The organism is Micromonospora sp. NPDC005173 (assembly GCF_040608515.1).
GTDB lineage: Bacteria > Actinomycetota > Actinomycetes > Mycobacteriales > Micromonosporaceae > Micromonospora.
Window position 1 is genome coordinate 570,478 of record NZ_JBEXIK010000001.1, and the last position, 21,423, is coordinate 591,900.

The 21,423-nt window shown below is 73.1% G+C and carries 26 protein-coding genes; 9 read left to right on the forward strand and 17 right to left on the reverse strand.

Features of this window, described 5'->3' with window-relative positions; all coding sequences use genetic code 11:
• Positions 1 to 285 precede the first annotated feature (285 nt).
• From ABZV00_RS02735 to ABZV00_RS02745, 3 genes are all read left to right on the forward strand, one after another.
• Positions 286 to 1,032 carry an NTP transferase domain-containing protein gene (locus ABZV00_RS02735; RefSeq protein ID WP_355601225.1) on the forward strand — a complete coding sequence of 249 codons (747 nt, stop codon included), beginning with the start codon at positions 286 to 288 and terminating at the stop codon, positions 1,030 to 1,032.
• Entirely contained in the window at positions 1,029 to 1,295 is a 267-nt protein-coding gene (locus ABZV00_RS02740) for a DUF6457 domain-containing protein (RefSeq protein WP_355601227.1), read from the forward strand. Before ABZV00_RS02735 ends, ABZV00_RS02740 begins: the two co-directional genes overlap by 4 nt.
• A 160-nt stretch (positions 1,296 to 1,455) precedes the next feature.
• A complete protein-coding gene (locus tag ABZV00_RS02745; RefSeq protein ID WP_328421903.1) occupies positions 1,456 to 2,562 on the forward strand; it encodes a hypothetical protein in 1,107 nt (368 codons plus the stop codon).
• Between the two features lie 7 nt (positions 2,563 to 2,569).
• On the opposite strand, the gene ABZV00_RS02750 is transcribed toward ABZV00_RS02745, so the two are convergent.
• Complete coding sequence (locus ABZV00_RS02750; RefSeq protein WP_355601230.1) at positions 2,570 to 3,526, reverse strand: zinc-binding dehydrogenase; 957 nt, start codon at positions 3,524 to 3,526, stop codon at positions 2,570 to 2,572.
• 84 nt (positions 3,527 to 3,610) lie between these two features.
• Complete coding sequence (locus ABZV00_RS02755; protein WP_355601232.1) at positions 3,611 to 4,069, reverse strand: Lrp/AsnC family transcriptional regulator; 459 nt, start codon at positions 4,067 to 4,069, stop codon at positions 3,611 to 3,613.
• Between the two features lie 59 nt (positions 4,070 to 4,128).
• On the opposite strand from ABZV00_RS02755, the gene ddaH reads away from it, so the two are divergent.
• Complete coding sequence (ddaH, locus tag ABZV00_RS02760) at positions 4,129 to 4,962, forward strand: dimethylargininase (RefSeq protein ID WP_355601234.1); 834 nt, start codon at positions 4,129 to 4,131, stop codon at positions 4,960 to 4,962.
• A 75-nt stretch (positions 4,963 to 5,037) separates the two neighbouring features.
• On the opposite strand, the gene ABZV00_RS02765 is transcribed toward ddaH, so the two are convergent.
• Positions 5,038 to 6,225: an ABC transporter substrate-binding protein gene (locus ABZV00_RS02765; RefSeq protein WP_355601236.1), complete on the reverse strand. Its 1,188-nt coding sequence runs from the start codon at positions 6,223 to 6,225 to the stop codon at positions 5,038 to 5,040.
• Positions 6,226 to 6,304: 79 nt separating this feature from the next.
• Positions 6,305 to 7,102 (reverse strand): alpha/beta hydrolase, encoded by a 798-nt coding sequence (locus ABZV00_RS02770; RefSeq protein WP_355601238.1) that lies wholly within the window; start codon positions 7,100 to 7,102, stop codon positions 6,305 to 6,307.
• An 85-nt stretch (positions 7,103 to 7,187) separates the two neighbouring features.
• Between ABZV00_RS02770 and ABZV00_RS02775 the strand changes: the two genes are divergently transcribed.
• On the forward strand, positions 7,188 to 7,790 hold the full coding sequence (locus ABZV00_RS02775) for a bacterial proteasome activator family protein (RefSeq protein WP_328421891.1): 603 nt from the start codon (positions 7,188 to 7,190) through the stop codon (positions 7,788 to 7,790).
• 20 nt (positions 7,791 to 7,810) lie between these two features.
• On the opposite strand, the gene ABZV00_RS02780 is transcribed toward ABZV00_RS02775, so the two are convergent.
• The 3 genes from ABZV00_RS02780 to ABZV00_RS02790 all read right to left on the reverse strand — a co-directional run bounded on the left by ABZV00_RS02780 (position 7,811) and on the right by ABZV00_RS02790 (position 10,421).
• Complete coding sequence (locus ABZV00_RS02780) at positions 7,811 to 8,623, reverse strand: HAD family hydrolase (RefSeq protein ID WP_328421889.1); 813 nt, start codon at positions 8,621 to 8,623, stop codon at positions 7,811 to 7,813.
• The gene (locus ABZV00_RS02785; RefSeq protein ID WP_328421887.1) at positions 8,623 to 9,444 is read right to left on the reverse strand and encodes an HAD family hydrolase; all 822 of its coding nucleotides are present in this window, start codon (positions 9,442 to 9,444) and stop codon (positions 8,623 to 8,625) included. The genes ABZV00_RS02780 and ABZV00_RS02785 overlap by 1 nt, the downstream gene beginning before the upstream one ends.
• 224 nt (positions 9,445 to 9,668) lie before the next feature.
• Positions 9,669 to 10,421: a hypothetical protein gene (locus ABZV00_RS02790; protein ID WP_355601241.1), complete on the reverse strand. Its 753-nt coding sequence runs from the start codon at positions 10,419 to 10,421 to the stop codon at positions 9,669 to 9,671.
• 131 nt (positions 10,422 to 10,552) lie between these two features.
• Here ABZV00_RS02790 and ABZV00_RS02795 point away from each other — a divergent pair, with 131 nt between their 5' ends.
• The 3 genes from ABZV00_RS02795 (at position 10,553) to ABZV00_RS02805 (ending at position 12,309) form a co-directional block, all read left to right on the forward strand.
• Complete coding sequence (locus ABZV00_RS02795; protein ID WP_328421883.1) at positions 10,553 to 10,984, forward strand: OsmC family protein; 432 nt, start codon at positions 10,553 to 10,555, stop codon at positions 10,982 to 10,984.
• Between the two features lie 136 nt (positions 10,985 to 11,120).
• Positions 11,121 to 11,483, forward strand: a complete 363-nt coding sequence (locus tag ABZV00_RS02800) for a metallopeptidase family protein (protein WP_355601243.1) — start codon at positions 11,121 to 11,123, stop codon at positions 11,481 to 11,483.
• 103 nt (positions 11,484 to 11,586) lie between these two features.
• Positions 11,587 to 12,309: an AIM24 family protein gene (locus tag ABZV00_RS02805; protein ID WP_328421879.1), complete on the forward strand. Its 723-nt coding sequence runs from the start codon at positions 11,587 to 11,589 to the stop codon at positions 12,307 to 12,309.
• Between the two features lie 49 nt (positions 12,310 to 12,358).
• Here the strand turns inward: ABZV00_RS02805 and pheA are convergent, their stop codons facing one another.
• The 5 genes from pheA to ABZV00_RS02830 all read right to left on the reverse strand — a co-directional run bounded on the left by pheA (position 12,359) and on the right by ABZV00_RS02830 (position 15,896).
• Positions 12,359 to 13,315, reverse strand: a complete 957-nt coding sequence (pheA, locus tag ABZV00_RS02810) for a prephenate dehydratase (RefSeq protein ID WP_355601245.1) — start codon at positions 13,313 to 13,315, stop codon at positions 12,359 to 12,361.
• Between the two features lie 10 nt (positions 13,316 to 13,325).
• Positions 13,326 to 13,844 carry a hypothetical protein gene (locus ABZV00_RS02815; protein WP_355601362.1) on the reverse strand — a complete coding sequence of 173 codons (519 nt, stop codon included), beginning with the start codon at positions 13,842 to 13,844 and terminating at the stop codon, positions 13,326 to 13,328.
• Positions 13,845 to 14,057: 213 nt separating this feature from the next.
• On the reverse strand, positions 14,058 to 14,447 hold the full coding sequence (locus ABZV00_RS02820; RefSeq protein WP_328421875.1) for an ACT domain-containing protein: 390 nt from the start codon (positions 14,445 to 14,447) through the stop codon (positions 14,058 to 14,060).
• A 75-nt stretch (positions 14,448 to 14,522) separates the two neighbouring features.
• Positions 14,523 to 14,981, reverse strand: coding sequence for a hypothetical protein (locus ABZV00_RS02825; protein WP_355601248.1), 459 nt, complete (start codon positions 14,979 to 14,981; stop codon positions 14,523 to 14,525).
• A gap of 174 nt (positions 14,982 to 15,155) precedes the next feature.
• On the reverse strand, positions 15,156 to 15,896 hold the full coding sequence (locus ABZV00_RS02830) for a hypothetical protein (RefSeq protein WP_355601250.1): 741 nt from the start codon (positions 15,894 to 15,896) through the stop codon (positions 15,156 to 15,158).
• A 164-nt stretch (positions 15,897 to 16,060) separates the two neighbouring features.
• Between ABZV00_RS02830 and ABZV00_RS02835 the strand changes: the two genes are divergently transcribed.
• Positions 16,061 to 17,278: an arginine deiminase gene (locus ABZV00_RS02835; RefSeq protein WP_355601252.1), complete on the forward strand. Its 1,218-nt coding sequence runs from the start codon at positions 16,061 to 16,063 to the stop codon at positions 17,276 to 17,278.
• A 53-nt stretch (positions 17,279 to 17,331) separates the two neighbouring features.
• Here ABZV00_RS02835 and ABZV00_RS02840 read toward each other — a convergent pair whose 3' ends face one another.
• The 5 genes from ABZV00_RS02840 to ABZV00_RS02860 form a co-directional block, all read right to left on the reverse strand.
• Positions 17,332 to 18,219 (reverse strand): DUF5926 family protein, encoded by an 888-nt coding sequence (locus ABZV00_RS02840; protein ID WP_355601254.1) that lies wholly within the window; start codon positions 18,217 to 18,219, stop codon positions 17,332 to 17,334.
• Positions 18,220 to 18,280: 61 nt separating this feature from the next.
• On the reverse strand, positions 18,281 to 18,697 hold the full coding sequence (locus ABZV00_RS02845; protein WP_355601364.1) for an ATP-binding protein: 417 nt from the start codon (positions 18,695 to 18,697) through the stop codon (positions 18,281 to 18,283).
• Between the two features lie 61 nt (positions 18,698 to 18,758).
• On the reverse strand, positions 18,759 to 20,213 hold the full coding sequence (locus tag ABZV00_RS02850; RefSeq protein WP_355601256.1) for a PAS domain-containing sensor histidine kinase: 1,455 nt from the start codon (positions 20,211 to 20,213) through the stop codon (positions 18,759 to 18,761).
• 55 nt (positions 20,214 to 20,268) lie between these two features.
• Complete coding sequence (locus tag ABZV00_RS02855; RefSeq protein WP_328421863.1) at positions 20,269 to 21,057, reverse strand: glycerophosphodiester phosphodiesterase family protein; 789 nt, start codon at positions 21,055 to 21,057, stop codon at positions 20,269 to 20,271.
• Positions 21,058 to 21,067: 10 nt separating this feature from the next.
• Positions 21,068 to 21,403, reverse strand: coding sequence for a rhodanese-like domain-containing protein (locus ABZV00_RS02860; RefSeq protein ID WP_328421861.1), 336 nt, complete (start codon positions 21,401 to 21,403; stop codon positions 21,068 to 21,070).
• Positions 21,404 to 21,423 lie beyond the last annotated feature (20 nt).

The following is a 21,423-nucleotide window of genomic DNA, read 5'->3' on the forward strand; positions in this document are numbered from 1 at the left end:
GGGCATCGGGCATCGGGCATCGGGCATCGGGCATCGGGCATCGGGCATCGGGCATCGGGCATCGGGCATCGGGCATCGGGCATCGGGCATCGGGCATCGGGCACCGGGCACCGGGCACCGGCCACCGGGCATTCGGCATCGGGCGTCGGAGGCGCTGCTGCACGGCATCCTGCGCCTGCAGGAGAAGATCGCCGCCACCGGCCACCGGCCACCGGCCACCGGCCACCGGGCTCGGGCAGCCGGCACCGGCCACCGGACCGGCGTCGGCACGGCTACCGTGGCCGGGTGGGGACATACGCCGCCGTGGTGCTCGCGGGTGGGGCCGCCCGGCGGATGGGCGGGGTGGACAAGCCCGCGCTCCCGGTCGGCGGCCGGCCGATGCGTGACCGGGTGCTGGCCGCCGTTGCCGATGCCGCGCCGCGGGTACTGGTCGGCCCGGCCGACGCCGTCCCGGACGGGGTGCGGGTCACCCGGGAGGATCCGCCCGGCGGGGGACCGGTCGCCGCGACGGCGGCCGGGCTGGCGCTGCTCGACCCCGGTACGACCCTGGTCGCGCTGCTCGCCGCCGACCTGCCGCTCCTCACCCGCGCCGCGATAGGTGAGCTGCTGACCCACCTCGCCCCGCAAGGCGGCACGGCCCACTTCGCCCCGGCCGGCGGCACGGCCCACGTGGTACCGGCAGGTGGCACGGCCCACCTCGCCCCGGCCGGCGGCACGGCCCACCTCGCCCCGGCAGGCGGCACCAGCCCTCCGGCCCAGGAACCCGACGCCAGCCTGCCTGATGGGGCGTGCTTCGTCGACGCGGACGGGCGGCGGCAGTCGCTCTGCGGGGTGTGGCGGGTCGCCGCGCTGCGGGCCGGGCTGGACCGGCTGGCGGCCGAGCGGGGCGGCACTCTGGCCGGTGCGCCCGTCCGGGCGCTGCTGGCCGACCTCGTCATCCGGGAGGTGCCCTGGTCCGGCGACGGCCCGCCGCCCTGGTTCGACTGCGACACTGACGAGGACGTACGCCGGGCGGAGGAGTGGGCGCGATGACGGTGATGGACGACTGGGTCACGGCGGCCTGCGCCGAGTTGGACCTGGACCCGACCCAGGTGCCCGTGCCGGCGGTGCTGGATCTGGCTCGCGACGTCGCCCACCGGGTGCTGCGGCCGGGGGCGCCGGTTTCCGCGTACCTGCTCGGGCTGGCGGTGGGCCGGGGCGCCGACCCGGCGGACGCCGCGGCCCGGCTCAGCGTACTGGCGGGCAGTTGGCCGGTCGAGTTGGGCGCCGACCCCGCCGATCCGACGGCGTCCTGACCGTCGGGCGTGAGCCGGAGCAGGTGCTTCTCCGCACCCCGGCCGGGCCGCCGTTCGGGGGCGAAAGCACTGCCGCGCGATGCCGTTGTCCGATCTCGGTCCGGGCTGATCGGGCCGTCAGGCGACGTGGGTAGGGTGATCGTGACGGACGGAGGCGATCATGACGGCTGACCACCCCTCGGCGCCGGACGGTGAGCTGCCCGGCGGTACAGCCGAGCCGGCGGAGTCGATCCTGCTCGACGAGCCCAGCACCACAGACCTGCGGGCCAAGGTGACCGAGGCGTGGCGGGAGTTCGCCCGCGCGCTGGCCGTACGACTGCGGGAGCTGCCCGCCGACGCGCACCTTGAGCTGACCCTGGACCCCACCGCCTCCGGGACCGGGGACGCCGTCTACTCGATCAGTGTCGACGTGGACGGCGATGGCTCGTTCTCCGCCCGCGCGGTCGGCAACGCCACGCTGCCGCCGGGCTACCGGCTGGACCGGGCCGCGGTGGCGGACATGATCGCGCTCGGCTGGTCCCCGCCCGGTGTGGTGGCCGGCTCCGGTGGTTCCTTCGGGCTGGACGGTACGACGGCGGAGGCGGCCCGGATCGCCGCGCTGCTCGCCCGGACGCTGCGCGACGTCTACGGTGCCCCGCACCCGGCGTTCCTCGTCTACATCGTGCATGACGCCGAGGGCGAGCCACTGGCCGTGGAGCCGCTGGGCACCGCGCGCAGCGAGTTCGGCCCGGACGCCGACGTCGAGGGGGACCTGGAGGAGGCGCTGGCCGAGGCGGCTGCCTCGCAGGTCGAGCGGGACGACGTGCTCGACCTGGCCGATCGGGTCCGCACCGTGGTCTCCACCATGTTGAAGTCCGACAGCGACCGGTTGCAGGTCGACTCGGACGGGGACATCAACATCCGCGCCGGTTCGGCGATGGTCTTCGTCCGGGTCCGGGACAACCCGCCCCTGGTGGACGTCCTCTCCCCGGTGCTCACCGAGGTCGAACCGACCGAGCGGCTCTACGTCAAGCTCTCCGAGCTGACCAACCGGATGCCGATCGGCCGCCTCTACTGCGCCGACGACACGGTCTGGGCGTCCATCCCGGTCTTCGGCCGCAACTTCCAGGCGACCCACCTGATGCTGGCGGTGCAGGTGATGACCGGGCTCGCCGATGAGTTGGACGACCGGCTGCACGGCGAGTTCGGCGGCAAGCGGTTCTTCAGCGAGGGCGACAAGCCGGTCCGTCGCGACGAGTCCGAGCACCGTACCGGCATGTACCTCTGAGCGCGGTTCAGGAGACGTCCAGCAGGGTCTTGCCGACTGTCGCGCGGGACTCGATGGCGGCGTGCGCGTCGGCGGCACGCTCCAGCGGGAAGCGCTGGCCGATCAGCGGTCGCAGCCGGCCGGCCGCCGCGTCCGCCAGCGCCTGATCGGTGTACGCCCGCATCCGCGCGGGCGGCACGTCCGGCCGGACCAGCGTGATCTGCCGGGCCGTGGCGTCCTCCGCCGACACCGGGGACCACTCGCCGCTGGCCAACCCGAAGCTGACCATGCGGCCACCCGGGGTCAGCAGCTCGAACGCCGTCCGGGCGACCGCCCCGCCGACCCCGTCGAGCACCACGTCGACCCCGCCCACCGCGTCCCGGATCCGGTCGGCCCAGCCCGGCACGCGGTAGTCGACCGCCAGTTCGGCACCCAGCCCGGGCAGCAGGTCCACCTTGCCCGGCCCACCGGCCACACCGATCACCCGCGCTCCGGCCCGGGCTGCGAGCTGCACCAGGAGGCTGCCCACGCCGCCCGCTGCCGCCTCCACCAGCACCCGGTCGCCGGGGTGGACGCCGACCGCGTCGACCAGCATGGTGGCGGTACGTCCGTCGGCCAGCAGCGCCACCGCGGCGTCCAGCGCCAGCCCGGCCGGCACCTCGAAGAGGGCGGACGCGTCCACCGCCGCGCGTTCGGCGTATCCGCCGGAGCCGCCGGTGGCGCTGACCACCCGCCGCCCGGTCAGTGCCGGGTCGACGTCCGGCCCGACGGCGGCGATCACCCCGCCGACACCGTTGCCGGGGATCAGCGGTGGGGTGACCCGGAACGGCCCGGGGCGGCCGGAGCGCAGCTGGGTCTCGATGAAGGTGATGTTCGCGTGCGCGACGTCGATCAGCACCTGGCCGGGGCCGGGTGTCGGGTCGGGTGCCGGGCCGGGTACCAGCGCTTCGGGCCCGCCGAACTCACGTAACCAGACTGCCCGCATGACATCCTCCTCGGCCGTGGTGGGTGGGCGTGGTGCCCACACGCCACGACCATCTCAACTCCTCAACCGGGCTTGAGGTCAAGGTCAACGGGCGGAGGGACCGACGCCGGGGGATTCGACCAGCCGGGAGAGCACGATGGTGCTCCGGGTGGAGGTCACGAACGACTCGGCGCGCAGCCGCTCCAGCGCGGCCTCCAGGTGGGCGATGTCGGCGGCGCGCAGATGCACGAGCGCGTCCGCCTCGCCGGAGACGGTGTACGCGCCGACCACCTCCGGGTGTCGGCGGGCGGCCACGCCGATCTGCGCCGGGGTGGTCCGGCCGGCGCAGAACAGCTCGACGAACGCCTCGGTGGTCCACCCGACGGCGGCCGGATCAACCACGGCCGTGAATCCCCTGATCACGCCGGTGGCGCGTAGCCGGTCGACGCGGCGCTTGACCGCCGGGGCAGAGAGTGACACCCGGGTGCCGATGTCGGCGTACGACGCACGGGCGTCGGCGACGAGCAACGCAATGATCCGCTGGTCTACCGCGTCTATCTGCAACGTTCCGCCTCTTGGAAGCAATGGTTGTGGCTGTTACCAAAGTTCAACGGTACCTACTCTTGGTGACCGTGAACCAGCAGCGAGTCCCGCGAAAGCGGACATATCTCCTGTGCTCGCCCGAGCACTTCGCGGTCGAGTACGCCATCAATCCGTGGATGGACGTGACCACCCCGGTCGACCGGGAGTTGGCCGTCAAGCAGTGGGACCGGCTGCGCGATACGCTGGTCGCCCTCGGCCACGAGGTGCACCTGCTCACCCCCGAGCGGGGCCTGCCCGACATGGTTTACGCCGCCAACGGTGCCTTCATGGTGGACGGCAGCGTGTACGGCGCGCGGTTCAAGCACGAGCAGCGGGCCGCCGAGGCCGCCGCGCACCGTGCCTTCCACGAGTCACAGGGCTGGCGCTTCATCGCCCCGAGTGAGACCAACGAGGGCGAGGGTGACTTCGCGTACGTGCCGGAGGCGCACGGGGGGCTCATCCTGGCCGGGCACGGCTTCCGCACCGAGTTGCCGGCGCATGCCGAGGCGCAGGAGGCGCTGGGCCGGCCCGTGGTGTCGCTGCGCCTGGTCGATCCCCGCTTCTACCACCTGGACGTGGCACTCGCCGCCATCGACGACTCGAACGTCGTCTACTTCCCCGGCGCGTTCTCCGCGGCCAGCCAGCGGGTGCTCACCCAGCTCTTCCCGGACGCGGTGATCGCCGACGACGAAGACGCCATGACGTTCGGGCTCAACCTGGTCAGCGACGGCGCGAACGTGGTGCTCAACAGCGAGGCCACCCGGCTGGCCGGCAAGCTCAAGGCCGCCGGCTACAACCCGGTCCCGGTCGAGTTGGCCGAGCTGAAGAAGGGCGGCGGCAGCGTGAAGTGCTGCATCGCCGAACTGCGGCACTGATCCGAACAACGCCACGTACGTCAGGGGCCGACCTCCCGCCCGGGAAGTCGGCCCCTGATCGCGCTCGGTGGGCGGTCAGCCCAGCGTGGCCAGCTCGTTGATCAGCACGTTCGACATGACCTGACCGTCCCGCTGCACCTCGCGCAGGTACCACTTCTGCTGCGGGGTGCGCGGCTGGTTGAACTGCCAGATGCCGCGTGGGCTGTCGATCTGGCCGATCTTGCCCAGCGCCAGGTTGACCTGCTGCGAGTTGGGTTTCCCGCCGGTCAGCCGGATCGCCTGGTCGAGCACCTGCGCCGCGTCGTACGACGCCATGGCGTAGGTGGTCGGCGTGACCTGGTACTTCTTGCGGTAGGACGAGGCGAAGACCCGGTTGGACGTGTTGTTGAGGTCGGCCGAGTAGTTCAGGGCGGTCTGGATGCCCAGCCCGTCGTTCTTCAGGCTCTCCAGCACGGTGCCCTCGGTGAGGAAGCCGGGTGCGTAGACCGGTCCGGAGTACTCCTCGCGCAACTGCTTGATGAACTCCACGGCGGCCGCACCGGCGAAGAAGCAGAAGACCGCGGTCGGCCTCTTGGCCAGCGCCTTGTTGATGTCCGCGACGTAGGTGGACTTCCTCGGGTCGGGCGTGCCGTCGGTGTAGGTCACCGGGTCGGCGATCCGCGGGTCGGTGGCGCCGAACTCCTGCCGGAAGCCCCGCACCACGTCCGAGCTGCCGACGTTCTCCGGCATGATGATCGCGACGCGGCCGTTCGCCGGCAGCTTGTCACGAAGGTAGCGGCCCAGCGCCCGGCCGGCCTCGTCCAGCACGTAGGACGTCCGCCAGATGTAGAAGACGCTCTGCAGGCTGCTCGGTGAGGCGTTGGAGCCGATCAGCGGGACCCGGGCCTGCTCCACGGTGTCCCGGATGGCGACCATCACCGACGAGTTGACCACCCCGGTGAGCGCCAGCACGCCCTGCTTGAGCAGGTCGTCGACGGCGGCCTTGCCGCTCTTCGCGTCATCGCCCTCGTCGGCGGTCAGCAGGCTCACGGGGTGCCCGCCGAGCCGCTGGTCGTGCAGGTCGAGGAAGAGTTGGAAGCCGTTGGTGATGTCGTCGCCGATGCTCTTGAACCCGCCGGACTGCGGCGTGACCAGACCGATCTTGACCGGGCTCAGGTTGGCGGTCGGGTCGGCCTCGCTGTCGGAGCCGCACCCGGCGGCGAATCCGGTCGTACCGAGCGCGGCCAACAGTTGGAGCGCCCGCCTGCGATTCATCTGCGACACCGAGTTCCTTCCAGGAGCGTTGCAGGGCAGAACACGGCCCCTCCGGCGTTCTACCTGCTCCGCGACGCTGCGTCAATGGCTATTGATCATCGTGTAGGGACCGCAACACATCCAAAACCCGGGGCCAGGCCGGGGACTCTGGGTCTATCAGCCCGAAATGCTCGCATTCCGGCAGCTCAACAAGGGAGATATCGGATCCCGCCGCACGGGCTGCTGTGACAAAGTCCCGGCTCATCACCACCGGCACCTGTTGATCCGCCGAACCATGTAAAACTACTGTCCGTGTTCGGGTCGGCACCAACATCCGTGGATCGGCCGCCGCGTACCGATCCGGGACCTGTGCCGGGCCGCCGCCCAGCAGCGCGGCCACCGCGCCCGAGTCCAGATCCCGCCGGTACGCCTCGGCCAGGTCGGCCACCGGGGCCAGGGCGAGCACCCCGCCCACCGTCGCCGGCGCGGTGGCCGCAACGTACAGCGCCAGCTGGCCGCCGGCGGAGTGACCGATCAGGATCGGCGCTGCCCGGGTCACTCGGTCGGGCAGCGCCTCGGCCGCCAACCCGGGCAGCGCGGCCACCCCGGTCAGCACATCGGTCAACGTCCCCGGCCAACCCCCGCCCGGCTGCCCGGTGCGCCGGTACTCAAGCTGCGCCACCGGGTACCCGCACGCGGCGAGCGCGGCGGCCAGCGGGCCGGTGTGCCGCCGGTCGTACTCGGCCCGCCAGAAGCCACCGTGCACCACGACGACCAGTGGCCGCGCCGGGCCGGCGCCGACGGGAAGCCGGAGGTCGGCCACCTGGTCCGGGTGGTCGCCGTACGCCACGGTCCGGTGCGGCTCCGGTGCGGGCCGGGTCAGCACGGCGCGCGGGTCGGCAGGCATGGCGCGAACCGTAGCGCGCCCCGCCCGGGTGGTTCGGTCCCGGGAGTCGGTCCCGACCGGCATGGGTTGCGCTCGCTGGGTAAAGATGGACCCCATGACCGAAGCGCGCTCCGCTGGACAGAACGACGAGCCCGGCCCCGACGACTCCGGCCACTCCGGCACCGTGGTGGTGGTCGGCCCGGACGGACGGCCGATTGGCACGATGCAGACCGAGGAGGGGCAGGGCGAGGATCCGACCCGCCTGGTCGAACAGCCGGCCAAGGTGATGCGGATCGGCAGCATGATCAAGCAGTTGCTGGAGGAGGTCAAGGCCGCCCCGCTGGATGACGCCAGCCGCAACCGGATGCGCGAGATCCACCAGCGGTCCATCGTCGAGCTCAAGGACGGCCTGGCCCCCGAGCTGCGCGACGAGCTGGAGCGGCTCTCGCTGCCCTTCACCGAGGACAAGGCCCCGAGCGAGAGTGAGCTGCGGATCGCGCACGCCCAGCTCGTCGGCTGGCTGGAGGGCCTGTTCCACGGCATCCAGGCGGCCCTGGTCGCCCAGCAGATGGCCGCCCGGGTCCAACTGGAGCAGATGCGCTCCGGCCGGCAGGCGCTGCCCAGCGGCCCCGGCGGGATCGTGCCTGGGATGCCGGGCATCGGCCAGCCGGCCGGTGGCGAGGGGCACAGCACCGGTCAGTACCTCTGACCTGCCGGGCCCCGGCCCGGTCAGTCCACCCCGAAGATCTTTTCCAGGTACGCCGCCACGCCGTCCTCGGAGTTCGCCGCGGTCACCTCGTCGGCGATCGCCAGGACGGCGCGGTGCGCGTTGGCCACCGCCACACCCCGCCCGGCCCAGGTCAGCATCGGCACGTCGTTGGGCATGTCGCCGAAGGCCAGCACGTCCGCCGCGGCCACGCCGAGCCGGTCGCAGTACCAGTCGAGCCCGGCCGCCTTGGTCACCCCGGCCGCGGAGATCTCCACCAACCCGGAGTTCGACGAGTGCGTCGCCTCGGCCAGCCCCGCCACCGCCACGGCGACCAGTTCGGCGAAGGCGTCCGGGTCCTGTTCGCCGGCCCGCACGAGCAGCTTCACCGCCGGGACGGACAGCAGTTCCTCCGGCGTTCGTACCGGCCGGATCGCCTCGTGGTCGGCGTCCCAGCGCAGCGGGTACCGCTCCTCGTGGCGCATTTCCCGGCTGTCCAGGATCTCCACCGCGAAGGCGATCCCGGGTACCTCGGCCCGCAACCGCTCGGCCACCTCGGCGAGGTGCTGCGGGGCGAGCGGGTCGGCGCGCAGCACCTCGTCGCGTACCGGGTCGTAGACCACGGCGCCGTTGGCGCATACCGCCGGCAGCGGCTCGGCCAGTTGCTCGTACACCAGCTTGAGCCAGCGGACCGGGCGGCCGGTGACCAGCACGACCGGCGTGCCCTGCGCGACGATCCGGGCCAGCACGTCGGCGGTGCGCGCGCTGACCGTGTGGTCGTCGCGGATCAACGTGCCGTCGATGTCGGTGGCGATCAGTCGCGGCGTCTCTTCCATCACCGGGACAGTAGTCGGTCCAGGTACACCGCCACCCCGTCGTCGTCGTTGCGGAGGGTCACCTCGTCGGCGGCGAGGCGGACGGTGGGGTGCGCGTTGGCCACCGCCACCCGGGACCAGCCGGCCCACCCGAACATCGGCAGGTCGTTGGGCATATCACCGAAGACGAGCACGTCGGCCGGGTCGACCCCGAGGGTCTGCGCCACCACGGTCAGCCCGGTCGCCTTGTCGACGCCGGGTGGGCAGATCTCGATGAAGCCGAGCCCGGCCTGGGTGAGCGTGGCGACCTGCGGCGGGACGATCCGACGGGCCACCGCCAGCAGCTCGTCCACGTGGTGGTCGGCCGTCCGGGCGAACGCCTTGATCACGTCGCAGGAGAGGCACTCCGCGCGGCTGCGCGCCTCGAACCTGTCCTGGTACGGCCAGCTCGCGTGGTAGTCGCCCCAGAGCGGGGCGTCGTGCTCGTCGGACGCCTCGACCATGACGGTCAGCGGGCCGACCTCGGCCTCCAGGTCGGCGAGCAGCCGGGCCAGCACCTCGCCGGCCAGCCGCTCGTCACGGAGCACCACCGGGCCGGTCGGGTCGCTCTGGTCGACCACCCGCCCGCCGCCGGCCATCACCAGGAAGTCGGCGGCCCGGATGTCGTTGCGGGTCAGCTCGGTCAGCCGAGGGCCGCGTCCGGTCGCCCCAACCACCGGGATTCCGGCGGCCCGCACCCGGTCGAGCACCCCGTGGGTGTACGCGGAGACGGTCTCGTCGCTGCGGACCAGCGTCCCGTCGAGGTCGGTCGCGATCAGCTTGGGCAGTCCCGGGCGGGTCATCGTTCCTCCTTCGCCCGCCGCCGTCGCAGCCTGCCGTGCGGTACTGGTGCCGAGGCCCGGCGTGACGGCGGGCAGCAACCGTATCTCGCGGAACGGGTCGCAACCATGGCTTCCAGGCGAATCGGGCGCCAACGGCCGGGGCACCGTCGGTGCCCTGGATCGCAGAAACACGCAGTGCGGACGAGACCGCCCAACGGGGCCTCGGGGGCCCGGACCCGTGCTGCTCAGCTCGGGGGTTCGGGGTGGGCGAACGGGACCGCCGAGGTGACCGTCAGGTCGGCCGGCGCGGGACGGCCGTCCTCGTCGATCGGGTCGGGGTCCCGGCGGCGGCGCCAGCCTCGTCCCGTCCCGTCGTCCCCAGCCCGGTCGCCCTCCGCCGGCCCGGCGTCTGGAGCCTCCGGGGCGGCCGGGGCGGCCGGTGCCAGCCGCAGCGCGACACCGAGCAGCACGCAGGCGACGAACGCCATCACCAGGCCGCGCCCGTATTCGGCGCGGAATCCGTCCTGGGACGAGTAGAGGAGGCTCCGCTGAGCCGGGTCGTCGAGCGTCGCCACGGCGGCCACCAGCAGCGCCAGCAGGGCTCCGGCCAGGGTGAGCCCGGCCAACCGGGCGTTCGGCCGGACGGCCGCCGTGCCCCGCAGCGCCAGTGCCACGATGCAGACCAGACCGAGCAACCCCACCAGATAGCCGACCCCGAAACCGCCGACCTCGGACAACCCGGCGGGCACCTCGATCGCAGTGTTCCCGTCGGGCCCGCCATCCGGCACGGTCATCACGAGCCACTCGCCGACCAGCGAGGCGACCCCGGCCACCGCGCCGAGCCCAGCCAGCAGCAGGGGTACCCGCGGGTCACGGGTCAGGCCGGCCAGGGATCGGCCGAACCGACGCCGCGGGGCCGGCTCGACGGCACCCCACTCGATCACGGCAGGGCCGTCGGACCGGTCACCTTGCCGGGGGATCGGCAGCTCCTCGGACATCGGCCATCCTTCCGCCGGTCGCGGGCCTGGGCCGAATCATTTCACAGCCAGCGGATCGTGACGGGAATCGCAGGGCGGGCGTCGGCGCCGGTCGGTCGCCCGGCGGTCGCCTTTCCGCTAGCGTTCGGGTCATGCCAATCCGTACCGCATCCGCACAATGGCAGGGCAACCTCACCGAGGGCTCCGGCACCGTCCGCACCGGCAAGGGCGGCCTGTCGGGCAACTACTCCTTCAAGTCGCGCTTCGAGGAGGGCGAGGGCACCAACCCCGAGGAGCTGATCGCCGCCGCGCACTCCGGCTGCTTCTCGATGGCGTTCTCGAAGGCTCTCGCCGACGCCGGCTCGACGCCCACCTCGGTCGAGACCACGGCCAAGGTCCACCTGGACAAGACCGACGCCGGGATGACCGTGACCCGGATCGACCTGGAGACCGTCGGCCAGGTGCCGGGCATCGACGACGCGGAGTTCCAGAAGCTCGCCGAGGCCGCCAAGGCCAACTGCCCGATCTCCCGCCTGCTCTCGCCGGGCGCCGAGATCACCCTCACCGCCCGCCTGGCCTCCTGAACCGCCCGACCCGTACGCCGTCCGTTCACGGAAGGAGTCGCCGCCCGATCCTCGGGCGGCCGCTCTCTCCGTGAACGCGCGGATCTCGATCGGGGTCGCGGATCGTGACCCGGATCGGCCGGTTCCCTCGGGCACAATGGGTGAGGTGCCAGTCGAGATGAACCGCGAGCGCTTCGAGGAACTGGTCGCCGACGCCCTCGACGAGGTGCCCGGGGAACTGCTCAACCTGATGAACAACGTGGTGATCCTGGTCGAGGACGACCCGCCGCGGGGCGAGCCCGACCTGCTCGGCCTGTACGAGGGGCACGCGCTCACCGACCGGGGCTGGGACTACGCGGGCGTGCTGCCGGACCGGATCTTCATCTACCGTCGCCCGATCCTGCGGATCTGCGACAACGACGAGGACGTCGTCGATGAGGTGGCGGTGACCGTCGTGCACGAGATCGCCCACCACTTCGGCATCGACGACGCGCGGCTGCACGCGCTGGGCTGGGGCTGAGCCCGGCCCGTCCCGGCCGACCCGCCGCTCAGCCGATGCGCCATCTTGCCCGGGTCGCCTACCGTCGGTGCAGCGACCGCGACCCTTTCAGGAGGCACGTTTCATGCGCAGCGAGCTGTTCTCCTCGGAGAATCTCGAGAAGGAGTCCGCACAGGCCGGCATGCGGCTGCAGAACTCCAAGATGTTGAAGATCGAGCTCAACGGCGAGGCGATGGCCCGGGTCGGGTCGATGGTCGCCTACCAGGGGCAGGTGCAGTTCCAGGCGCTGGGCTCCGGCGGGCTCGGCAAGTTCCTCAAGCAGAAGCTCACCGGCGAGGGCGTCCCGCTGATGAAGGTCTCCGGCCAGGGTGACGTCTTCCTCGCCGAGCTGGCCAAGGACGTGCACATCATCGACCTGGAGCCGGGCGACGCCCTCTCCATCAACGGCTCCAGCGTGCTCGCCTTCGACTCGACCCTCCAGTACGACATCAGGATGGTCGGCGGCGCCGGGATGAGCTCCTCGTCCGGCCTGTTCAACTGCGTCTTCAGCGGGTACGGCCGGATCGCCATCACCACCAAGGGCACTCCGGTGGTGCTCAACGTGGACGCTCCGACGTACGTCGACCCGCAGGCCGCGGTCTGCTGGTCGGCCAACCTCCAGACCGGCTACCACCGGGCCGAGCAGCTCGGCCTCGGCACGCTGCTCGGCCGGCGCACCGGCGAGTCGTTCACGATGAGCTTCGCCGGCCAGGGCTTCGTGGTGGTGCAGCCGTCCGAGGAGCCGCCGATCATGGGCAGCGGCGCGCAGCAGCAGGAGGGCGGCCTGCTCGGCGGTCTGCTGAGCTGACCACGTCGGCGTGGGCGCTCCCGGTCTGCGGGGCGCCCACACCGCTCGGTCAGCTCAACTCGCCGGTGCGCAGTCGGGCCAGCCAGGCCGCCGCGTCGGCGTAGTCGGCGTCGGAGAGGCCGGCCGGCGCGGGCACCGGTCGTTCGCCCGCCGCCTCGGCCCACCGGTGCCGGGGGTACGAGCCCAGGAAACGCACGTCGGCACAGACCCGGCGCAGCCCCTGCAACGCCTCGCCCAGCCGTACGTCGGCCACGTGCCCGGTGCAGTCCAGGAAGAAGACGTACCGGCCCAGCGCCTCGCCGGTCGGGCGGGACTCGATCCGGGTGAGGTTGACCCCGCGGACGGCCAGCTCCATCAGCACCGAGAGCAGCGCGCCGACCCGGTCGTGCGCGATGTAGATCGCCAGCGAGGTGAGGTCGTCGCCGGTCGGCGGCGGAGGTGGCCCGGGACGGGAGACCAGCGCGAACCGGGTCACCGCGTCGGGGTGGTCGGCAATCTTGTCGGCGAGCACCGCGAGGCGGTGCCGGGTCGCCCCGATCGGCGCGCAGATCGCGCCGTCGTACTCGCCGGACCCGGCGCCGGCGGCGGCCGCGCCGTTGGAGAGCACGTCGACCACGACCGCGTCGGGCAGATGGTCGCGCAGCCAGCCCCGGCACTGGGTGGACGCCTGCGGATGGGCCGCCACGGTGCGGATCGAGCTCAGCGAGGTGCCCGGTCGGGCGCCGAGCACGAACTCCACCGGCAGGATCACCTCCCGGGTGATCACCAGAGGCTCGCCCTCGGCCATCTCGTCCAGGGTGACGCCGACCGCGCCGCCGATCGAGTTTTCCAGTGGCACCAGCGCGGCGTCGGCGTCGCCGGACCGGACGCAGTCCAGAGCCTCCCCGACACTGCGGGCAGGCGTGCGGCTGCCGCGCTCGGCAGCGGGGACGGTGCGCAGGGCCTGTTCGGCGAAGGTGCCCTCGGGACCGAGGTAGACGAAGCGCGTCGGCGGTGTTCCCGGCATGCCGACCAGCCTACGCACCCGGCCCGACGGCCGGACCGGCGTCGCAGGCGAGCGTCCGGATCCCGGCCGGACCGGCGGCCCGTACCTCGATGGTGCACACGTCGGTGCCAGCGGTGACCAGTTCCGGCGCGTCGGGCCGGCCGCGGGTGACCACCTGAAGCTCCTCGTGCCCGGTCACCTCCAACACCGTGTACTGCCAGTCGGCGGCGCAGAGCGGCCCCGTGCGGACCTTGACCCGGACGTTGTCCGGGAGCACTGCGGCCCGGCCGCGCAGCAGTTGCACCACCCGCTGCCCGGTCGGCCCGTTCCGGCAGGCCGTCGCCACCAGCCCGGCGTCCGGCGTGGCCGTGACCCCGCCGATCGGCGGTCCGGTCGGCGCGGTGGTGGGCACGGTGCTCGGGGTGCCGGTCGGGCCGGGTGCCGTCGAGGCTCCGTTGCCGGTCGGCAGGGCGGCCGGACCGCGCAGCTCGGGCGGGGCGCCGCAGCCGGCCAGCGCCCCGATCGCGAGCAGCGCGAGCGCCACCGGCAGGACGCGGGTCGCGGGTAGCGCACGGGTCACCGCCGGGTGGCGGACAGCCGTCTGCTTACGGGTGGCCGGTGGGACGCGGGTCGTCGCCCGCGGTGGGGCGGACGCGTGGCGGGGCGGGGCGAACGGCACGGGCCGATCCTCGGGACATCGGAAACGTCGTCGTGGCCGGGGTGGCCGAGCCCATCGTAGGGGGAGCGGCCGGCTGGGTGAAGCTCAGCCGAGGACGCGATGCCCGGCGCGCTCCAGCGCGGCGGTGCCCTCGGTCAGGCGGACGGCCGGCACCAGCAGGTAGTCGGTGTCGAAGGTGGAGAACGTGACCACGCTGACCCGGGCCTCGGCGAGCGGGTCGACCAGCGCGGCCAGGGTGCCGGTGCCGGCGAGGTGCGCCGGGCCGGCGACCCGCAGACACCGCCAGGCGGTCTCCACCACGGCCTGCGCCGGGGCCCGGTCAGCCGGGCAGATCACCGAGATCCCGTCGGCGGTCCAGCTCACGGTGACCACATCGGCGTGGCCCAGCCCGCTCGACAGCGCGTACGGCAGGGCGGAGCCGGCGGCCAACCGGCACACGGCGTACTCCCCCGGCAGCAGAGCGATATCGAGCATGAGGGCACCTTACGGCCTCATCGCGGACCCACCCCACTATCGCCACGTGCGGCGAACGACACACTCCGTCGCAGGTCAGACCTCGGAGAAGAAGGTGAGCGAGCCGGCCACGTCTCCGTCGGCGAGCACCGGGGTGGAGATCGCGTCGACGGTCGCGTCGGAGCTGTCGGGCGAGGCCGCCTGCACCCGGAGCAGCCCGCGGGCGAGCCGGCCGGAGGAGAGCGCCAGCAGGGGCGGGATCTTGTCGATCTCGGCCTCGGTCAGCACACCCCGGTTGGCGGTGAAGTCGAGCAGGCGCAGCCCACCGTCGAGCAGCGGTCGCCCGATCAGGCCGTCCGGCTCGCCCAGGCAGAGCAGCTCGCAGCCGGCGGTGGAGATCGCCACCACCCGGGTGTCGGCATCGATCAGCAGGCAGGGCTCATCGGCCCGGCAGACTGTCGAGGACCAGTGGCCGAAGTTGTCGGACTCCGCCTCTGTCGAGGCCCGTGCCGCCGGCACGAACACTTCCGACAGCGAAAGTTCGACGTGGGCCACCGCGCCTCCTATGTACACCGACGGACTGTCCACGCTAGCGGGTCGCCGACGGAACCACCGAGCGCACCGGGCCACCACCGGACCGCGCTGCCGTGAGCCGGGGCGGCCGGTGACGGCGCGGAACCGGGTGGGGTAGACGGGGGGACCGGAAGCCGCGTGGCGTCGCCGGTGACGTTACCGGCGGTGGGCCGCCTTGTCAGCGGCCGTTCGGCCCTCGTCATACCACCGGTAGTCGGCCGTTGGACGGTACGTGCCGTTCAGCCAGGTGCCGGGGTGTTGCGCGACCCGGGACAGCTTCTCGGCGGTGGCCGGGCTGATCCGGCTGCCGCCAGCCACGAGGAGCCGGTCCAACTCCCGGTGGGTGGCCATCAGACAGTCCTTCGGCAGGCCGTAGACGCTGATCACGCCGGAGCCGACGAAGGTCAGCACCGGCGTTACCGGAACGGGCAGCCCCACCGCGTCGGAGAGGGCCTTGCTGGCCCGCTTCGCGTCCCGGCGGGCCTCGGCCACGTACGACGGCCGCTTGCCGTTGATCTGCACGACGTCCCCGGCGACGAGCACCCTGGCCCGGCCGTGGTCGGCGACGGTCACCGCGAACAGGCCGCTCGGCCCGATGGCGAGGAACCCGGCACGCTCGTCCTGGCCGCGATCGAGCAGGACGTCCGCCACGTCGGTGCGGGGCCACTCGATGACGTGCCAGGCCGGCCCGAGGTGGTCGAGTTGGCCGAGCGCCCGCGCTCCGGCCGCCTCCAGTCGACGGGCACCCCGCTCGGCCCGACGACGGCGGGCCCATTCGAGTGGGGTCGGACGGACCGGTTCGAGAGCGCCCGGCGACTCGGCGCGGGGGTGGGGCACCGCGACGGGCGGCAGTGCCCGGGCGGTCGGTACGGCTCGTCGTGCGGGAAAGACAGTCATCGCGACCTCCGGCAAAAGGTCCCTCGAAAGTTATGTCCTCACTACCCTACGTCGTCACTCCCGGTGTTCGGCAAGCCGGAACGCCGGAGTGACTGTGGATGAATGCCATATTCATCCACAGTTCTTTTCTCGGATGCCGCCAAACCCTGCCCTACGCTGCGGGAGTGACCCACTACGTCGACAGCGAAGTCGGCCGGCTCGGCACCGTACTGCTGCACCGGCCCGGCCCGGAACTGGCCCGGCTCACCCCCCGCAACAACGACTCCCTCCTGTTCGACGCGATCCCCTGGGTCGGCCGCGCCCAGGAGGAGCACGACGCGTTCGCCGCCGCACTGCGCGAGCGCGGGGTCGAGGTGCTCTACCTGGCCACCCTGTTGGCCGAGACACTGGCCGTCGCGGACGCCCGAGCCGAACTGACCGAGCAGGTGCTGCGCTCCCGCCGGCTCGGCGACACCCTCCGCGCCCGGGTCGCCGACCACCTCTCCTATCTGGACCCGGCCGCGTTGGCCGACGTGCTCACCGCCGGGCTGGCCCACGAGGAGCTGCGGATCAGCTCGGAGCGGCCGGGTGGGCTGGTCTACACCCTGATGGATCGGCACGACTTCGTCATCGACCCGCTGCCCAACCTGCTGTTCACCCGGGACTCGTCGCTGTGGATCGGCGATCGGGTCGGTGTCACCAGCCTGGCCATGCCGGCGCGCCGTCGGGAGACCACGCTGACCGACGCCATCTACCGCCACCACCCGCGCTTCGCCGGCACCGAGTTCGTCTACCGCCCGCACCTGGAGCACCTGGAGGGCGGGGACGTGCTGCTGCTCGCCCCCGGAGTGCTGGCGGTCGGGGTGGGCGAGCGGACCACACCGGCCGGTGCGGAACGCCTCGGCCGGCAGGTCTTCGCCGCCGGGCTGGCCCACACCATCCTGGTGGTGCCGATCGCCCAGAAGCGCGCCACGATGCACCTGGACACCGTCTGCACGATGGTCGACGTGGACGCCGTGCTGATGTATCCGAACATCGCCAGCGCGCTCTCCGCGTACACCGTCATCGCCGGCGCGGACGGCGAGGACCCGCGGGTGGACGGCCCCGCGCCGTTCCTACGGGCCGCCGCCGACGCGATGGACCTCGACCAGCTCCGGGTCATCGACACCGGGCTGGACCCGGTGACCGCGGAACGCGAGCAGTGGGACGACGGCAACAACACTCTCGCCCTGGCACCCCGGCTCTGCGTCGGCTACGAACGCAACACCGAGACCAACGCCCAGTTGGAGCGGGCCGGCATCGAGTTGATCCCGATCGCAGGCTCGGAGCTGGGCTCCGGCCGGGGTGGCCCGCGCTGCATGTCCTGCCCGATCGTCCGAGACCCGCTGCCCGTCGCCGGGTGAGCGGCCGGGCCGCCCGGGCCGGGTTCCAGCCGGACGGCCGGGCCCTCCCGGGCTCAGCGCAGGGTGAGTTGGCGGCCGAGCAGTCCCTGGCGGGCACGGCGGCCGGCGGCGTCCAGCGGGGCGGTGACGGCGAGCGCCTCCGCGTACCGCTTGGCGAACTGAGCGACCGGGTCCTCCCAGTCGGTCGCCGGAGTCTCCTCCGGCAGGTCCCAGACCGGTACCAGCCGGCCGTGCGCCCGGAACATGCCGGCGAACTTGGTCTGCTCGCCGAGCGTCAGCGTGCCGGCCGCGCCGAGCCGGGCCAGCGCGTCCAGGGCGGCGTCCTCGTCGTCCGGCAGCACCCAGCGCACGTGCGCCTTCTCCGGGACCTGACACCAGTACGCGGCCTTCGCAGCGGTGAGTCGCACCGTCGGGTAGATGGCCGCGTTCGCCCGCTCCAGCGACGCCTGCACGGTCGGGTCGTCCGTGGCGCCGGGGTCGAGCCAGAACTCGAACCCGTCGTGCATGGTGATCTCCAGCGGGCCGTCCACGAGGATGTCCTGCAGCCGGGGGCCGGGGCCGGGCAGCGGCGGCACGGCCACTTGGCCGCCCGGTTCGGTCCGCAGCGCGCACAGCAGCGCCTCGGCCAGATCCCGGGAGACGTCGCCGGACTGCTGGTGGCGTTGCAGGCCGATGAGCACCCGGCCGTCCGGCTTGGTCATCGCCGGGGCGGCCATCGGCAGCACCGTGGCCAGCGTGGCCGGCCGGTCCCCGAACTCCTCGACCAGGGCGGGTGCCAGTCGCAGCGGCGCGGAGGCGGCGGGGACCAGCTCGCGCAGCGCGATCCACTCGGGCTCGTCGACCAGCCCTTCGAACGGTCGCGGCACGAAGATGTCCCGCACCTTGTCCCTGCGGGCGGCGGTGTCGGCGGCGGTGCGCTGGCTCTTTCGACGCTTGCTCACGGCGTCACAGCCTAGAGGCCCGACGGGCTCGTCGTGGGCGGGACCCGCCCCGAGCCGTCGTTCAGCCCGCCCTCACCAGGTCGGGCCGGGTCGTCGGGGTCGGGTCGAACTCGGCCCAGACGCGTTGGCCCAGACCGTCCCGCTCGACGCCCCATCGGGTCGCCAGGCCGGCCACGATGTGCAGCCCTCGCCCGTCCGCCGCGTCGGGGTCGGCCGTCCGGATCCGGGGCCCGGTGCCCGCGCCGCCGTCGGTCACCCGCAGCTGGATCCGCGGGCCGTCGGCCGAGGGCCGCAACCGCCAGGCCACCCGGACCACGCCGCCGGGCAGCGGTCGGGCGTGTCGCACCGCGTTGCCCACCAGCTCGGCGAGCACCGCGATCAGGTCCGCGAGGAGCGTCGGGGGTACGACGTCCGCCAGGTCGCCGGCGAGCCGTTGCCGAGCCAGCCGTGCCCCGGCGGGGTGGTGCGGGACCACCACGCACCATGCCCGATCCCTCGCTGCCCCTGCCACCGTCGCCTCCACGTCGCGCCACCGCTGGTCAACCGCGCGGTAGCCGCACCTCTGCGACCGTACCGCCGCCGGTCCTCGGACGTAGGGATACCCATCCATTCTGTTGTTCAACGATCCGTCGGACGAGATAGAGGCCGAGTCCCGCGCCCGGGTAGCCGCGCCGGTCGCCCGACTCGCCCTGCCAGAACCGGTCGAACGCCCGCTCCACGTGCTCCGGTCGGATGCCGATGCCCCGGTCGCTGACCCGGAACGCCACCAGCTGACCGTCGACCGCCGCGGTGATCTCGATCGGTGAGTCCGGTGCCGAGTACTTGCCGGCGTTGGTCGCCAGCTCGGTGAGAACGGTGGCCAGGCTGGGCCGGTGGCCGAGCGCCTTGGGCAGGTCGGCCGGGAGGCGGAGCACCAACCGGCGGCGCAGCTCCGCCGGCAGGTCGACGACTGCGGAACGCAGCGCCTCGCCGAGGTCGAACGGGGTGGGCGGGTCGTCCCCCGGCCCCACCTCGGCGGCCGAGGAGAGCAGCCGGTCGACCAGCCGGGCCAGCTCGTTGGCGCGCTGCCCGATCACCCGTGCGGCCTGCCGCCGGTCGGTCTCGGTCAACGACTCCCAGTGGTCGGTGAGGGTGTCCGCGTACCCCTTGATCACGGTGACCGGGGTGCGCAGCTCGTGGCTGGTCACCGCGACGAACAGCTCCCGGTCGTGATCCCGGCGCTGCTGGTCGGTGATGTCGCGGAAGGTGACCACGCGCAGTGTGCCCGGACCGGGCAGCTCGCCGGAGGTGATCCGTAGCCAGCGCCCGTCCGGCAGCCGGTGGTCGCGGACCTGGCCCGAGGGCGGCAGCGGGAACGGTAGCGGGCGGCTCAGCGCCTGCTCGGCCTCCCGGCCGGTGACCTGGGCGGCGGCCGGGTTCCAGAGCCGGACGTGCCCGTCGCGGTCGACCACGGCCAGTCCGTCGGCGAGCGCCGCCACCACCGGCCCGTCGCCGTGCACCGGCAGCCCGGTCTGGTCGCCGTACATGTGCCCGACGCAGGAGGCCAGGTAGGCGATCACCCCCTGCTGCTCGGCGCTCGGCTCGTCGTCGCCCGGGTAGAGCGCGTGCAGGCTGCCGACGGTGTGGCCGCCGATCTCCGCCCGGGACACCACCATCTGCCGCAGCCCGCTGCCGGCCAACTCGCCGGCGAGCTTGCCGCTGAGGTGGTCGACCCGGGCATGGCGGACCCGGGGCCCGGAGAGCAGGCAGATGGTGTCCGGATCGTCGGCCGGCAGCGGTCGGCCGAGGGTCCACTCCACCGCACCGGTCGCGGCGATCACCCGGCCACCGGTCGGGCCGAACTCGGCGAACGCCATGCCGGCCGCGCCGAGCGCCGGCTGGGCCACCCGGAGCAGTTGGGTGAGGACCGGCAGGCCGGCGTCCCCAGAGTTGATCATCTCGATCACGACGGTGTGGCCGGCGATGAGAGCGGGGAAATCGATACGCTCCGGCATGTGCCGAGTGTGCCCCGCCGACCCGGGTTTCGGCGCCCCCGCCCGGCCGGTGCCGTCAGCGGTCCAGCCGGGCCAGGGCCTGCGCCGGTCGGTCGGTGATGATCCCGTCCACCCCGGCGGCCAGTACCAGCTCCAGGTCGGCCGGTTCGTTGACCGTCCAGACGTACACCTCGTTGCCGGCCGCGCGCAGCGCGGGCAGCAGTTGCGGCCGGGCCCGGACCAGGCCGATGCCCGGCCCGGCGACGCGGGCACCGAACGGCAGCCGGCCCAGCCGCAGCCAGCGCGGCAGCACCTCCAGCAACAGGACCGTCGGCAGCGTCGGAGCCAGCTCGCGGACCCGCCGCAGCGCCAGCGGGGAGAACGACATGACGGTGACCTGGACCGGGTCGTCCGGCGCCGGATCGGCCAGCCCGTACCGGCGCAGCAAGGCGACCAGCCGCCGCTCCACGTTCGAGCCGTAGCGGGACGGGTGCTTCGTCTCCACCAGCAGCCGGACCGGCCGGCCGGCGGCGAGCACCGCGTCCAGCAGCCGGGCCAGGGTCAGCAGCCGGGTGTGCGACTCGTCCGGCGGAAGGTCACCGCTCGGCGCGCTGCCCGGATGCCACGAGCCGAAGTCCAGCGCCTCCAGCTCGGCGAGGGTACGTGCGCTGACCAGGCCACGGCCGTTGCTGGTGCGGTCCAACCGCCGGTCGTGCACGCAGACCAGATGCCCGTCCCGGGTCAGCCGGACGTCGCACTCCAGGCCGTCCGCGCCCTCGTCGAGGGCGCGGAGGTAGGCGGCGAGAGTGTGCTCCGGAAGGTCGTACGAGGCGCCGCGGTGCGCGAAGACCAGAGGCCCGCCCATCCCCGCGGCCTCAGATGACCTGACCGGGCTGCCCGTTCGCGTCCACCACAGGGCGGCCGACGGCGGCCCACTGGCGCATACCGCCGTCGGCGTTACGCACCTGCTCCCAGCCGTTGTTGACCAGGTAGGCGACGACCTGGGCGGAGCGCCCGCCGGAGCGGCAGATGATCGCCACGTCCCGGTCGGTGGGCACCTCGGCCAGCCGCGCCGGCAGCTCCATCATCGGCAGGTGGTGAGCGGCGGGGGCGTGGCCGGCCGCCCACTCGTCGTCTTCCCGCACGTCGAGCAGGTAGGTGTCGTCGGCGATCTCGGTCACGGGCACGGTGGGAACCTGGGGTCCGAACACAGGAAGCAACACTAGATCCT

Bases quoted from the DNA above. Each gene is read 5' to 3' on its own strand.
- ABZV00_RS02740 (WP_355601227.1), top strand. From the start codon at position 1,029: ATGACGGTGATGGACGACTGGGTCACGGCGGCCTGCGCCGAGTTGGAC.
- ABZV00_RS02745 (WP_328421903.1), top strand. From the start codon at position 1,456: ATGACGGCTGACCACCCCTCGGCGCCGGACGGTGAGCTGCCCGGCGGT.
- ABZV00_RS02750 (WP_355601230.1), bottom strand. From the start codon at position 3,526: ATGCGGGCAGTCTGGTTACGTGAGTTCGGCGGGCCCGAAGCGCTGGTA.
- ABZV00_RS02770 (WP_355601238.1), bottom strand. From the start codon at position 7,102: ATGCCTGCCGACCCGCGCGCCGTGCTGACCCGGCCCGCACCGGAGCCG.
- ABZV00_RS02775 (WP_328421891.1), top strand. From the start codon at position 7,188: ATGGACCCCATGACCGAAGCGCGCTCCGCTGGACAGAACGACGAGCCC.
- ABZV00_RS02780 (WP_328421889.1), bottom strand. From the start codon at position 8,623: ATGGAAGAGACGCCGCGACTGATCGCCACCGACATCGACGGCACGTTG.
- ABZV00_RS02785 (WP_328421887.1), bottom strand. From the start codon at position 9,444: ATGACCCGCCCGGGACTGCCCAAGCTGATCGCGACCGACCTCGACGGG.
- ABZV00_RS02790 (WP_355601241.1), bottom strand. From the start codon at position 10,421: ATGTCCGAGGAGCTGCCGATCCCCCGGCAAGGTGACCGGTCCGACGGC.
- ABZV00_RS02795 (WP_328421883.1), top strand. From the start codon at position 10,553: ATGCCAATCCGTACCGCATCCGCACAATGGCAGGGCAACCTCACCGAG.
- ABZV00_RS02800 (WP_355601243.1), top strand. From the start codon at position 11,121: ATGGGTGAGGTGCCAGTCGAGATGAACCGCGAGCGCTTCGAGGAACTG.
- ABZV00_RS02805 (WP_328421879.1), top strand. From the start codon at position 11,587: ATGCGCAGCGAGCTGTTCTCCTCGGAGAATCTCGAGAAGGAGTCCGCA.
- pheA (WP_355601245.1), bottom strand. From the start codon at position 13,315: ATGCCGGGAACACCGCCGACGCGCTTCGTCTACCTCGGTCCCGAGGGC.
- ABZV00_RS02820 (WP_328421875.1), bottom strand. From the start codon at position 14,447: ATGCTCGATATCGCTCTGCTGCCGGGGGAGTACGCCGTGTGCCGGTTG.
- ABZV00_RS02830 (WP_355601250.1), bottom strand. From the start codon at position 15,896: ATGACTGTCTTTCCCGCACGACGAGCCGTACCGACCGCCCGGGCACTG.
- ABZV00_RS02850 (WP_355601256.1), bottom strand. From the start codon at position 20,213: ATGCCGGAGCGTATCGATTTCCCCGCTCTCATCGCCGGCCACACCGTC.
- ABZV00_RS02855 (WP_328421863.1), bottom strand. From the start codon at position 21,057: ATGGGCGGGCCTCTGGTCTTCGCGCACCGCGGCGCCTCGTACGACCTT.